This is a genomic window from Streptomyces sp. LUP30 (genome assembly GCF_001746365.1).
Lineage (GTDB): Bacteria > Actinomycetota > Actinomycetes > Streptomycetales > Streptomycetaceae > Streptomyces.
Genome location: NZ_MJAJ01000022.1, coordinates 34,634 through 47,354, shown reverse-complemented (window position 1 = coordinate 47,354; position 12,721 = coordinate 34,634). Strand labels below are relative to the sequence as shown.

At 74.3% G+C, this 12,721-nt stretch carries 12 protein-coding genes; 9 read left to right on the top strand and 3 right to left on the bottom strand.

What is annotated here, in order from left to right; all coding sequences use genetic code 11:
* The first annotated feature begins 92 nt into the window (after nucleotides 1–92).
* On the top strand, nucleotides 93–1,940 hold the full coding sequence (glmS, locus tag BG482_RS19645; protein WP_069770385.1) for a glutamine--fructose-6-phosphate transaminase (isomerizing): 1,848 nt from the start codon (nucleotides 93–95) through the stop codon (nucleotides 1,938–1,940).
* A 108-nt stretch (nucleotides 1,941–2,048) separates the two neighbouring features.
* On the opposite strand, the gene BG482_RS19640 is transcribed toward glmS, so the two are convergent.
* Together BG482_RS19640 and BG482_RS19635 are read right to left on the bottom strand one after the other, a co-directional pair.
* The gene (locus BG482_RS19640) at nucleotides 2,049–3,824 is read right to left on the bottom strand and encodes a pitrilysin family protein (protein WP_069770384.1); all 1,776 of its coding nucleotides are present in this window, start codon (nucleotides 3,822–3,824) and stop codon (nucleotides 2,049–2,051) included.
* Entirely contained in the window at nucleotides 3,821–4,807 is a 987-nt protein-coding gene (locus BG482_RS19635; protein WP_069770383.1) for a hypothetical protein, read from the bottom strand. Before BG482_RS19635 ends, BG482_RS19640 begins: the two co-directional genes overlap by 4 nt.
* 145 nt (nucleotides 4,808–4,952) lie before the next feature.
* Between BG482_RS19635 and BG482_RS19630 the strand changes: the two genes are divergently transcribed.
* The 7 genes from BG482_RS19630 to BG482_RS19600 all read left to right on the top strand — a co-directional run bounded on the left by BG482_RS19630 (nucleotide 4,953) and on the right by BG482_RS19600 (nucleotide 11,316).
* Nucleotides 4,953–5,324, top strand: coding sequence for a holo-ACP synthase (locus BG482_RS19630; protein ID WP_069770382.1), 372 nt, complete (start codon nucleotides 4,953–4,955; stop codon nucleotides 5,322–5,324).
* A gap of 45 nt (nucleotides 5,325–5,369) precedes the next feature.
* Nucleotides 5,370–6,824, top strand: coding sequence for an NAD(P)H-hydrate dehydratase (locus BG482_RS19625; protein WP_079141934.1), 1,455 nt, complete (start codon nucleotides 5,370–5,372; stop codon nucleotides 6,822–6,824).
* 225 nt (nucleotides 6,825–7,049) lie between these two features.
* Nucleotides 7,050–7,922 carry a L,D-transpeptidase family protein gene (locus BG482_RS19620; protein WP_069770380.1) on the top strand — a complete coding sequence of 291 codons (873 nt, stop codon included), beginning with the start codon at nucleotides 7,050–7,052 and terminating at the stop codon, nucleotides 7,920–7,922.
* A 34-nt stretch (nucleotides 7,923–7,956) separates the two neighbouring features.
* Nucleotides 7,957–9,120 (top strand): alanine racemase, encoded by a 1,164-nt coding sequence (alr, locus tag BG482_RS19615; protein ID WP_069770379.1) that lies wholly within the window; start codon nucleotides 7,957–7,959, stop codon nucleotides 9,118–9,120.
* Nucleotides 9,121–9,208: 88 nt separating this feature from the next.
* Nucleotides 9,209–10,483 carry an alpha/beta fold hydrolase gene (locus tag BG482_RS19610; RefSeq protein WP_069770378.1) on the top strand — a complete coding sequence of 425 codons (1,275 nt, stop codon included), beginning with the start codon at nucleotides 9,209–9,211 and terminating at the stop codon, nucleotides 10,481–10,483.
* Nucleotides 10,449–10,982, top strand: a complete 534-nt coding sequence (gene tsaE / locus BG482_RS19605; RefSeq protein ID WP_069770377.1) for a tRNA (adenosine(37)-N6)-threonylcarbamoyltransferase complex ATPase subunit type 1 TsaE — start codon at nucleotides 10,449–10,451, stop codon at nucleotides 10,980–10,982. Before BG482_RS19610 ends, tsaE begins: the two co-directional genes overlap by 35 nt.
* A 130-nt stretch (nucleotides 10,983–11,112) precedes the next feature.
* The gene (locus BG482_RS19600) at nucleotides 11,113–11,316 is read left to right on the top strand and encodes a hypothetical protein (protein ID WP_069770376.1); all 204 of its coding nucleotides are present in this window, start codon (nucleotides 11,113–11,115) and stop codon (nucleotides 11,314–11,316) included.
* Nucleotides 11,317–11,371: 55 nt separating this feature from the next.
* Here BG482_RS19600 and BG482_RS19595 read toward each other — a convergent pair whose 3' ends face one another.
* Complete coding sequence (locus BG482_RS19595; protein WP_069770375.1) at nucleotides 11,372–11,917, bottom strand: hypothetical protein; 546 nt, start codon at nucleotides 11,915–11,917, stop codon at nucleotides 11,372–11,374.
* A 111-nt stretch (nucleotides 11,918–12,028) separates the two neighbouring features.
* Here BG482_RS19595 and tsaB point away from each other — a divergent pair, with 111 nt between their 5' ends.
* Nucleotides 12,029–12,682, top strand: a complete 654-nt coding sequence (tsaB, locus tag BG482_RS19590) for a tRNA (adenosine(37)-N6)-threonylcarbamoyltransferase complex dimerization subunit type 1 TsaB (RefSeq protein WP_069770374.1) — start codon at nucleotides 12,029–12,031, stop codon at nucleotides 12,680–12,682.
* Nucleotides 12,683–12,721: the final 39 nt, after the last annotated feature.

The window sequence follows — 12,721 nt, the reverse complement described above, 5'->3', positions numbered from 1 at the left end:
GTGGACCTCGGCCCTCGTTGGACCGTGGGAATTTCCGAAATCGGGCACGTGGACCCTCTTTCCGGAGGTCGTTTCGCCGTACGCTGCCGATCATGTGCGGAATCGTGGGATATGTGGGGTCTCAGGCGGCGCTCGACGTCGTCATGGCCGGACTGAAGCGGCTGGAGTACCGGGGGTACGACTCGGCGGGCGTCGCCGTGCCGGCCGACGGTGGGCTCGCCGCGGCCAAGAAGGCGGGCAAACTCGTCAATCTGGAGAAGGAACTGACGGAGCGGCCGTTGCCGGCCGGGACGTCGGGCATCGGGCACACCCGGTGGGCCACGCACGGCGCGCCGACGGACGGCAACGCCCACCCTCACCTCGACAACGCCGGCCGCGTCGCCGTCGTGCACAACGGGATCATCGAGAACTTCGCCGTGCTGCGGGCCGAACTCGCCGAGCGCGGGCATGAGTTGCTCTCCGATACCGACACCGAGGTGGTGGCGCATCTGCTCGCCGAGGAGTTCTCGGTGACCGCCGACCTCGCCGAGGCCATGCGGCTGGTGTGCCGACGGCTGGAGGGAGCGTTCACGCTGGTCGCGGTGCACGCCGACGAGCCGGACGTGGTGGTCGGCGCGCGCCGCAACTCGCCGCTCGTGGTGGGCGTGGGAGAGGGCGAGGCGTTCCTCGCCTCGGACGTCGCCGCGTTCATCGCCCACACGCGCTCGGCGATCGAGCTGGGGCAGGACCAGGTCGTCGAGCTGCGCCGGGACGGCGTGACCGTCACCGGCTTCGACGGATCCGCGGCCGACGTGCGCTCGTACCACATCGACTGGGACGCCTCGGCCGCGGAGAAGGGCGGCTACGACTACTTCATGCTCAAGGAGATCGCCGAGCAGCCCAAGGCCGTCGCCGACACGCTGCTGGGCCGTGTCGACGCCTCGGGCGCGCTGACCCTCGACGAGGTGCGGATCCCGGCCGCCGAGCTGCGGGAGGTGGACAAGGTCGTCATCGTCGCCTGCGGCACGGCCTTCCACGCGGGCCTCATCGCCAAGTACGCCATCGAGCACTGGACGCGCATCCCGTGCGAGGTGGAGCTGGCGAGCGAGTTCCGCTACCGGGACCCCATCCTCGGTTCACGGTCGCTCGTCATCGCCGTCTCGCAGTCGGGCGAGACCATGGACACCCTGATGGCGCTGCGGCACGCCCGCGAGCAGGGCTCCAAGGTGCTCGCCATCTGCAACACCAACGGTTCGACGATCCCCCGCGAGTCGGACGCCGTGCTCTACACGCACGCCGGGCCGGAGGTGGCCGTCGCGTCCACCAAGGCGTTCCTGACACAGCTGGTGGCCTGCTACCTGGTCGCCCTCTATCTGGCCCAGGTCCGCGGCGCCAAGTGGGGGGACGAGATCCGGGCCGTCGTGAAGGATCTCGCGCGGATGCCCGGCGAGGTCGAGCGGGTGCTGGAGACGATGGAGCCGGTGCGGGAGCTGGCGCGGTCGCTCGCCGGGAAGGACACGGTGCTGTTCCTCGGACGGCACGTGGGCTACCCGGTCGCGCTGGAGGGGGCGCTCAAGCTGAAGGAGCTCGCCTACATGCACGCGGAGGGGTTCGCGGCGGGGGAGCTCAAGCACGGCCCCATCGCGCTCATCGAGGAGGACCTGCCGGTCGTCGTGGTGGTGCCCTCGCCGCGCGGGCGGTCCGTCCTGCACGACAAGATCGTGTCCAACATCCAGGAGATCCGGGCGCGCGGAGCGCGGACCGTCGTGATCGCCGAGGAGGGGGACGAGGCGGTCGTGCCGTACGCCGACCATCTGGTGCGCATTCCCGTCACGCCGGTGCTGCTGCAGCCGCTGGTCGCGACGGTGCCGCTGCAGGTGTTCGCGTGCGAGCTGGCGACGGCGCGGGGCAACGAGGTGGATCAGCCGCGGAACCTGGCGAAGTCCGTCACGGTGGAGTAGCCCGTGCGGAGGGGGCCCGTGCGGAGGGACCCGTCTGGGGCAGCGGCCCGTGTGCCGGGCCGCTCCTGGATCGCCCGCGGCTGTCCAGGAGCGGCCCGGGGCGGGCCGTCAGCTCCGCCTGCGCGTCCGGCGTGCCGCGAACACCTTCCACGTCGCGAAGACGAGCGGGAGTTCCATGATCCAGACGCCCACGACCGCGTCCCACTCCGGGGCTGCGGCCGAGGCCTCGTCGGCCGTGATCACGGCGCAGAGCAGGCCCCAGACCGCAGCGAGCAGGCCCACGAGCCACAGCGCGGCGGTCCAGCCCCACGAGGAGCGGCCGCCGCCGGACGCCGGCGCGGCGGCCCGCTCGCGCGGCTGGGGGATGCGGTCGGGCTCGCGGGCCGGCATCGGCACCGTCGCCTGCGGTGGCACGGCCGCGTCGAGCGCCGCGATGCGGTCCGGCGTCACGCCTCGGAAGAGGGTGGGCTCCACGTTGACCGAGAAGCCGTCGTGGCCGGTGAGGACACGAGAGCCGTCCGGCCGGGTGGTCATCGCCGCGCAGGCGTCGTAGCGGACGGTGATCGGACCCCTCGGGGTCAGCAGGCTCACGCCCTCGGCCCCGATGACCAGGGTGAGGTCGTCGTCCTCCAGGGACTGGTGACGGGTGCCGGTGACCGCGTCCGTCGAACGCTGCGGGGCGAGCGTCAGCCCCGCCCAGTCGACGCCCCGGCCGGGCGTCTGCAGGAGCGCGTTCTCCCAGGTCTCCCTGGCGGCCTCGCGCAGGTCCTGCGTGGTCACCGCGTTCAGCTCCGCCTTGTGCTGCTCGGGGCTGAGGATGGGGTGCCCGAGCAGCAGGCTCAGCGCGTACGAGGGCAGGGTGGCGGCGCCCAGGTCGGGAGTGTCGTACATCTTGAGCAGTTTGCCCCGGGCCGAGTCCAGCTCGGCCTGCTCGATGCGGCCCGCGCGCAGCCGGGCGAGGGTGTCGACGAAGCCGCCGACGACCGCGTCCTGCTTCTGCGGAAGGGCGTCGGCGTAGGCGGTGAGGGTGGCGAAGTCGGCGTCGCGCGGGCTGTAGTCGGCCTCCGCGGAGTAGGAGTAGCCGCCCTCCTGGCGCAGGTCCCGGAAGAGGGCCCGGCCGAGCACGTCGGCGAAGACGCTCGCCGCGGTGGAGCGGCGCAGCACCGAGGTGAGGACGACATGGCCGTCGTCGCCGCTGATGTACGCGGGGGTGGAGGGCAGGGCGCTGGTCGCGGCCGGCGCGGGGAAGCGGGAGCCCGCGGGGAGGGTGAGGTCCAGGCCGTCGGGGATGTGGTCGCTGGTGATCCAGAGCACCGCGTTGTCCCTGGTGAAGCGGGTCTCGGCCCAGGAGCGGACCTGGTCGGGCGTGAGGCCCCAGGTGCCGAGCTCGGAGTAGCTGGACAGGCCGTAGCTCCGGGCGCCGTACCGCCACAGCGGCATCTGCTGCCGGGAGCCGCCGCCGCGGCCGGCCGCCTCGGTGCGCAGGATCTCCTTCTCGGTCTCCAGCCGCTGCATCGGCAGGTCGCGCAGGCCCGCGCACACGCCGTTGAGGTACTCGACGACCTCCTCCTCGCGGCCGTTCACGAGGAAGAGTGTGTAGGCGTTCGCCGTCGCGCCGTTGTAGTGCAGGTCGGACAGGCCCAGGCGGTGCAGGGCGAGGTGCTCCACGAGGTGGGTGATGCCGGCCGTGGCCAGGGTCTCGTCGGCACGGCCCACCCGGAAGAAGAGACCGGCGGTGATCTCCTTGCCGGAGGCGGGGGCGTAGAGGGCGGGAATGCCGTCGACGGTGGTGTGCGCGACCAGGCCGTCCAGAGCGGCGAGGCCGTCGGCGCCGCCGTCCCCGGAGCCGGGGACGGGGTCGTGCCGGTGCAGGTCCGTGGTCATCGGACGCCTCCTCGGGTGTCCAGCGCGGCCTTGCGGCACTTGAGGAACGACGACGTCCTGTCGGGCAGGTAATACCAGGGGGACTCCGACGCGCGGTCGCCGAGGAACGCGAAGTGCGGGGCCGCGTCGGCCCAGTGGTTGCCGAGCGAGAAGGCGAACGCGAACGCGTTGTGCGCGCCGATCGAGTTCCAGTCGGGCCGGTGGGCGGGGTGCAGCACGGACACCTGGGCGGCGTGCCGCAGGTCGTCGCGGACCGACAGGCCTCGCATGTAGGCCGCGTCCTCGCCGCTGTCCAGGTCCAGCCAGCGCTCGATGTGCGCGAGGGCGACCAGGGCGCCGGAGTTCGAGCCGTCGGGGGCGGCGGTCGCGCACTCGCGGGCGAAGCCGTGTGCCGCCTCCCAGGAGCCGCCCCACTTCGGGCACACCTGCTGCAGCAGCTGCGTCTGGGCGCGGTAGTGGTGCGGATGGTGGGCGGACAGCCGGTCGTAGCGGCGGCGCGCCTCGGCCTGCCCCAGCTGCAGACCGCGCGCGGTCATCAGCCGGGCGGTCCACGCGGGCGCGTGGTCGGGATGCGCGGCGCAGACCTCGATCAGCAGCTGCTCGGCCCGCCGCAGCCAGTCGTGGAACTGCGCGAACTGGTCCTGCGAGACGTGCTGGGCGCGGGCGCCGCTGCGGATGTCCCAGCCGATGTAGACGTACCGCTCGGCGAGCAGCGCACGCGGCAACGGATCGTCGGGCTCTTCGGCGACCGCCCGCTCCAGGAAGTTCTCGACGCCGGCGATGTCGGCGAGGAGGCTGGAGGCCGAGGCGAGCTGGTCGACCGAGCCGAGCCCCGCGAACCAGGCCCGCACGGCCGGCCAGTCCCCGGCCTGCGCGGCGGTGCGCAGCGGGATCAGCTCGGGTGTGTTGTCGTACGGGTCGAAGGTCGGCCCCGAAGAACTCGGCGGTCCGCCGCTGGTCGTGCCGTTGATGGTGCTGGTCATGCCTCCGCCCCCTGGCGTCGCTGTCCGCGGCGCGCGGGCTGGCCCCCCAGGGCGCGCGGCGGTGAAAGTCTGCTGCCGACTTGACGTGATCAAGTCGCCGCAGGCTAGCAGCAGGCTGTGACAACGCGGCCTTAGGGTGCTCGACATGAGCATCATCGGGGTCGGTATCGACGTGGCCGAGATCGAGCGGTTCGCGGCGTCGCTGGAACGGACGCCGGGGCTCGCCCGACGGTTGTTCCTGGACAGCGAGTTGCTGCTGCCCGGCGGGGGCCGCAGGGGGGCCGCCTCGCTGGCGGCGCGGTTCGCCGCGAAGGAGGCGCTCGCCAAGGCGCTGGGAGCTCCGCCCGGGCTGCTGTGGACCGACGCGGAGGTCTACGTCGAGGAGAGCGGGCGGCCCCGGCTGCGGGTGCGCGGGAGCGTCGCCGCCCGAGCGGCCGAACTGGGCGTCACGGGGTGGCATGTGTCGTTGAGTCATGACGCGGGCGTCGCCTCGGCGGTGGTGGTGGCCGAGGGCTGAGCCGACCGCGTGCGGCGGTGGCACGGGCCGGGGCAGACTCGACGTATGCGTACTGCCTACAGTGTCGAGACCGTCCGTCGTGCCGAACGGGAGCTGATGGCCCGGGTCCCGGAAGGGGCGCTCATGCAGCGGGCCGCCGCCGGGCTCGCCGCGGCCTGCGCGGACCTGCTGGGGCGGGTGTACGGGCGACGGGTCGTGCTGCTGGTCGGCAGCGGGGACAACGGCGGCGACGCCCTGTACGCCGGCGCCCGGCTCGCCCGGCGCGGCGCGGGTGTCACCGCGGTGCTGCTGGCGCCGGAGCGCACGCATGCCGGCGGGCTGACGGCCCTGTTGCGCGCGGGCGGACGCACGGTCGCGCCCGGCGGGGCGCAGGACGCCGTCCGACGGGCGGACCTCGTGCTCGACGGGATCGTCGGGATCGGCGGCCGGGGCGGGCTGCGGCCCGAAGCGGCCGCGCTGGCCACGCTCGTCGCCGAGGCCCGGGCCGCCGTCGTCGCCGTCGACCTGCCCAGCGGCGTCGACGCCGACACCGGCGAGGTGCCCGGAAGCGCGATCCGCGCCGACCTGACCGTCACGTTCGGCACGCACAAGCCGGGGCTGCTCGTCGATCCCGCCCGGGAGTACGCCGGGTCGGTGCGGCTCGTCGACATCGGGCTCGGGGCCGAACTGCCCGACGGGCCCGAGCTGGAGGCCCTGCAGCACGCGGACGTGGCCGCCCTGCTGCCGACGCCGGGCGGGGAGAGCGACAAGTACCGGCGGGGCGTCGTCGGGATCGCCGCCGGGTCCGCCCGCTATCCGGGCGCCGCCGTGCTGGCCGTGGCGGGGGCGCTGCGCGGCGGGGCGGGGGCCGTGCGGTACGTCGGTCCGGCCGGGGACACGGTCCTCGCGCGGTTTCCCGAGACCCTCGTGTCCGACGGAGGGCCGAAGCAGGCCGGGCGGGTGCAGGCCTGGGTCGTCGGGCCGGGGGCCGGGGACGACGCGGGGACGGTGGCGGAGGTGCTGGCGGCCGACGTGCCGGTGCTCGTCGACGCCGACGGGCTGCGGCTCGCGGACGCCGCCGCGGTGCGGGGCCGCACCGCGCCGACGCTGATGACGCCGCACGCCGGGGAGGCGGCCGCGCTGCTGGGGGTGACGCGCGAGGAGGTGGAGCGGGCCCGGCTGGCCGCGGCGCGCGAGCTGGCGGCGCGGTACCGGGCGACGGTGCTGCTGAAGGGGTCGACGACGCTGGTCGCGGATGCGGGGGGCGCGGGCGCGGTGCGGGTGAACGCCACGGGGACGGCCTGGCTGGCCACCGCCGGCAGCGGGGACGTCCTGTCGGGGCTGGCGGGGTCGCTGCTCGCGGCCGGGCTGAGCGCGCTGGACGCGGGGAGCGTGGGCGCGTACCTGCACGGTCTGGCCGGTCGCTTCGCGGCCCACGGAGCACCGGTGGGCGCCCATGACGTGGCCGAGACGATCCCCGAGGCCTGGCGGGACGTACGGGACCGTGCCGTGCGGGACTGAGGATTCCGGGTCCGGGGTTTCCGGAGTGTCCGGAGTGTCCGGGGCGGGCCGTGCGGGGGCCGGGTGGGAGGGGCAGGGCCGCGGCGGGGCTCCCGATTCGCCCGGGTGTGAACGCGCCGGCCGCTCTGGTGCGGCCGCCCCGTACGCGTGGGGCGGACGCTCGTAAGGGTGACCCCGCCCGCGCGCCGGTCCCGGACCCCGGCGGGGCCGCGTTTGGCTGATGGAATGATCAGAACACGAATCGCCGCCGTCCTGTTGGCCGCCGTCTCCCTGCTGCCCCTGGCCGGACCCGCCCGGGCCGCCCCCGCGCCGCCCGATCCCGAGACCCGACTCGTGCCCGGGGTGCCGCCGGGGATGTACCGGCCCTGGCAGATCGACACGCCCGACCAGGCGCTCCCGCCCACGGTGTACGAGCCGACCGCCGCCGAGGACGCCGTCGAGCCGCGGGACGCCCCGCCCGGAACCTACGCGCTGGTCGAGTACGTGCCACTGGCGGACATCGTCTCCCGCACCGCCTGCACCAAGCGGACCGGGCCGTACCAGCTGGCGGTCGAGCGGTGGCTGAAGCGGAAGGCGGACGGCAGGCAGTCGGCCGGCGACTGCAAGGCGATCCGCGCCTTCCAGCGCGCGCAGGGGATCACGCCGGCGATCGGATTCGCGGGGCCCGTCACCTGGGCGCGGATGCAGCTGGTCGCCGCGGGCGGCAACCCGAACGCGAAGAAGAAGTGCCCGGTGCGCTCGTACCGGGTCGCGTGCGTCGACCTCGACCGCCAGCTCACCTGGGTGCAGAAGGGGACGAAGGTCGTCTTCGGGCCCGTGTCGATGCGCAGCGGGCGGGTCGCCCATCCGACCCGCACGGGGTGGCACACCATCTACTGGCGGCACAAGAACCATGTGTCGAGCCTGTACGGCACCCCCATGCCGTACGCCCAGTTCTTCGACGGCGGGGAGGCCTTCCACGCCGTCTACGGCACCCTCCACACCGTCGTCGGCTCGATGGGATGCGTCAACCTCACCCTCGGTGACGCCCGCAGGCTCTGGGGCGTGCTGAAGAAGGGTGACCGGGTCTACGTGTGGGGACGGCGGCCCGGTACCTGAGGGGCGGTCCGGGCGCTCTGAGACACTGGGCGCGATGAGTGAGACTGCCGACCTGACCACCGCCCCGTCGCGCGCCCGCGCCGAGATCGACCTGGCCGCGCTGCGGGCCAATGTGCGGACCCTGCGCGCCACGGCGCCGGGCGCGGCGTTCATGGCCGTGGTGAAGGCCGACGGGTACGGCCACGGCGCCCTGCCGTGCGCCCGCGCGGCCGTCCGGGCCGGCGCCACCTGGGTGGGCACCGCCACGCCCGAGGAGGCGCTGGCACTGCGCGCGGACGGCGCCCTGCCCGCCGACGTCCGGATCATGTGCTGGCTGTGGACGCCGGGCGGCCCCTGGCGGGAGGCCGTCGAGGCGGGCCTCGACGTGTCCGCGAGCGGGCTGTGGGCGCTGCGTGAGATCGAGGAGGCGGCCCGCGCCGCCGGCCGGCCGGCCCGGGTGCAGCTCAAGGCCGACACCGGGCTCGGACGCAACGGCTGCCAGCCCGCCGACTGGCCCGAGCTCGTGGCGCGGGCGCTGCGCGCCGAGCGCGAGGGGTTGCTGCGGATCACCGGCCTGTGGTCGCACCTCGCCTGCGCCGACGAGCCCGGGCACCCCTCCATCGCCGCCCAGCTCGCCCTGTTCCACGAGATGACGGCCCACGCCGAGAGAGAAGGCGCCCGGCCTGAGGTGCGGCACATCGCCAACTCCCCGGCCACGCTCACGCTCCCGGAGACCCACCTCGACCTCGTCCGCCCGGGCATCGCGATGTACGGCCTCTCGCCCGCCCCCGAGCTGGGCTCCGCCGCCGACCTCGGACTGCGCCCGGCGATGACCCTCGCGGCCCCGCTGGCCCTGGTGAAGCACGTCCCGGGCGGCCACGGCGTGAGCTACGGCCACCACTACGTGACCCCGGGGGCGACGACGCTCGGCCTGGTGCCCCTCGGGTACGCCGACGGCGTCCCGCGGCACGCCTCCGGGACCGGCCCGGTGCTGGTCGGCGGCAAGTGGCGGACGGCCGCCGGACGCATCGCCATGGACCAGTTCGTCGTCGACCTCGGCGGCGACGAGCCCGGGCCCGGAGCGGAGGCGGTCCTCTTCGGCCCCGGCGACCGCGGGGAGCCCACGGCGCAGGACTGGGCGCAGGCGGCCGGAACCATCGGATACGAGATCGTCACGCGCATCGGAGTGCGGGTTCCCCGCGTCTATGTGAATGAATGACGCGTCCGGCGCCCGACTCAGGTGAATGCGCAACGAGACGGGTAACCGGCAGTCAGGTGACGGACATCGGCCGAAGAGGGAGCGGTACGTGAGCGAGAGCAGCGCGGAGGTGGTGGCGTCCGGCGCGGAGGCGGTGGCGAGCGCCGCCACGGCGGTCGTCGCCGTCTCCGCCACGGGGGCGGCCGGGGGCTGGCGCCGGGCGACCGGCGTCGCGGGCGCCGCGATAGGCGTGATCGCCGCGGGCGCCGCGGCGGGCGTGGCCCTGGAGCGGATGACCGTGGGGCGCGGCATGCGGGCGAAGGCCCGGCTGGCCCTGGACTCGGCGGGGCCGTACGGCGGCCTCCGCGGCGCCCCGGGCAAGGCGCACGCCGACGACGGCACCGAGCTCTACTACGAGGTCGACGAGGCCGAGCCGCAGGGCGGCCCGGCGAACCGGCGGCGCAGGCTGTTCGGGCGCAAGGCCCCGCTCCCCGTCACCGTGGTCTTCAGTCACGGCTACTGCCTCAACCAGGATTCCTGGCACTACCAGCGGGCGGCTCTGCGGGGGGTCGTGCGGACCGTGCACTGGGACCAGCGCAGCCACGGCCGCTCCGAGCGGGGCCGGGCCCAGACGCAGGACGGCGTGCCCGTCACCATCGACCAGCTGGGGCGCGATCTGAAGGCCGTCCTCGACGCTGCGGCGCCGGAGGGGCCGATCGTGCTGGTCGGGCACTCCATGGGCGGGATGACGGTGATGGCCCTGGCCGCGCTGTACCCCGAGCTCATCCGCGAGCGGGTGGTGGCCACGGCTTTCGTCGGCACCTCGTCCGGGCGGCTCGGCGAGGTCAACTTCGGGCTGCCGGTCGCGGGCGTGAACGCCGTGCGGCGGGTCCTGCCGGGCGTGCTGAAGGCCCTCGGGCAGCAGGCGGCCCTGGTGGAGAAGGGGCGGCGGGTGACCGCCGACCTGTTCGCCGGGATCATCAAGCGGTACTCGTTCGCCTCGCGGGACGTGGACCCGGCCGTGGCGAGGTTCGCCGAGCGGATGATCGAGAGCACGCCGATCGACGTCGTCGCCGAGTTCTATCCGGCGTTCACCGATCACGACAAGACCGAGGCGCTCGCCTGTTTCACGGACATGCCGGTGCTGGTGCTGGCCGGGACCGGGGATCTGGTCACGCCGAGCGAGCACAGCGAGGCCATCGCCGACCTGCTGCCGGACGCGGAACTGGTGCTCGTGCCGGACGCCGGGCACCTGGTGATGCTGGAACACCCGGAAGTGGTCACCGACCGGCTCGCCGACCTGCTCACCCGTGCGGGCGCCGTGCCCGCAGGGGCTACCGTGAACGGTTATGGAAGCACCAGCAGCACCGCACAGCCCGGCTGAGCCCGAGGCGGCGGAGAAGCGCGTGGACATCGTCGTCGACTCGCCCGAGGCGATGGGGGACATGGGGCGTCGTCTGGCCGGGCTGTTGCGCGCCGGCGATCTCGTGATGCTCAGCGGAGAGCTCGGGGCGGGCAAGACGACCCTCACCCGCGGGCTCGGCGAAGGGCTCGGGGTCCGGGGCGCGGTCACCTCGCCGACCTTCGTGATCGCCCGTGTGCACCCTTCGCTGGCCGGCGGCCCGCCGCTCGTCCACGTCGATGCGTACCGCCTGGGCGGCGGGCTCGACGAGATGGAGGACCTGGACCTCGACGTCTCGCTGCCGGACTCGGTGATCGTCGTGGAGTGGGGCGAGGGCAAGGTCGAGGAGCTGACCGACGACCGGCTGCACATCCGCATCCACCGGGCCGTCGGCGACACCTCCGACGAGGTGCGCCATGTGACGGTGACGGGGCTCGGGCAGCGGTGGGCCGCGGCGGACCTCGGCGTGCTGTCGGCCTGACGTCCCGGACGCGGCCGCCCGGCGTGTGCGCCGACCCGTGAATGTTCCGACAGGGCGTCGGCAAAATGTTGCGTCCGGTGTCTTTTCCGTGGTCACATGGTATCGAGTTCGTGGTTAGGTCTACCTAACCATGCCCGCCCCCGAACCGCAGGAGGCGTTCATGCCGGTCCCCGAGCCCACGCCCCGGCCCGCGCGGCCGACCCCGGTCGCCGGCGTGTCGATGCGCGACCTGCTGGCCTCCTGCGCGGCCGCGGAGGCCGTCTCGACGCCGCCGCGGCTGCCCGACCCGGAGACGGTCACGAGGGCCGCGGCCCGGCACCGCAGGGCCGCCTGAGTCGTCCGCCCGAGCCGGGGATCACCCCCACGGGATCACTCCTACGGGGTCACTGCTAGGGGACGACGACGATCCCTCGTCCGATCGTCGCGAACGTCCACATCGCGGCGCCGTCCGCGACCGTCTCCCGGATGCCGCCCGTCCGCACGGCGGGGTCGGGCTCCGGCATCGAGCCGTCCAGCGCGGCGCTGAAGCCGATCGTCGCGTCCCGCACGGTGGTGAAGCGCACGACGTGCTCGATGGGTGTGCCGTCGGTGCCGGTGACGGCGCCCGAGCGGGAGGTGACGGCATAGCTGCCCGGGAGCGGGTCCACGCTGCCGGGGGCGACCTTGAACGTGCGCGTGACCACGTCGTTCGGTCCGACCAGCCAGACCCGGTCTGCGGTCAGGGAGTAGACGACCCGCTCGCCCGCGCCGGAGCCGGCCGGCAGCGCGGTCGGATGCCGTGGGTCCCGGGGGGCGGTCTTCGCCGGTGCCCCGGCGCGCTGTCCCCCGGCCAGGTCGGCGGGTGCGCTCGCCGACGCCTGGAAGGCGAGGAACCCGACCGCAGCCAGGGCCGCAGCGGTGAGCCCGGCCACGAAAGTCGAGCTGTTGCCTGGCATCGCCGACCGTCCCGTCTGTCCTGTACGTCACCTTTCGCGGCGACGTTAGCAGTGATCGGACGTTCGGCCGGCGCGGCTGATTCCCGGGCACGGGAGCCGTAGGCTGTTCGCGTGCTCTTGCTCGCTCTGGATACCGCCACCCCCGCCGTCACCGTCGCGCTGCACGACGGCACGGACGTCGTCGCCTCCTCCGCACAGGTGGACGCGCGCCGGCACGGTGAGCTGCTGCTGCCGGCCGTCGACCGGCTGCTCGCCGGGGCCGGGCTACGGCTCGACGCCGTCACCGGGATCGTCGTCGGCGTCGGGCCCGGCCCCTACACGGGGCTGCGCGTCGGCCTGATGACCGCCGACACCTTCGGACTCGCGCTCGGCGTCCCCGTGTACGGCCTGTGCACGCTCGACGGGCTCGCCTACGCGTCCGACCTGGAAGGACCCTTCGTCGTGGCGACCGACGCCCGCCGCAAGGAGGTCTACTGGGCCCGCTACGCCGACGCCCGCACGCGGCTCTCGGGCCCCGCCGTGGACCGGCCCGCAGACATCGCCGACGAGGTGGCCGGGCTGCCCGCCGTCGGCGCGGGCGCGCTGCTCTACCCGGACGCCTTCCCGAACGCGCACGAGCCCGAACACGTCTCCGCCGCGGCCCTCGCGGGTCTCGCCGCCGAGAGGCTGGCCGCGGGCGAGGAACTCCCGGCCCCGCGCCCGCTGTATCTGCGCCGCCCTGACGCCCAGGTGCCCAAGAACTACAAGGTGGTCACCCCCAAGTGACCGAGACCGTCAACCCGCCCGGGCAGCCCGTGCTGCGCG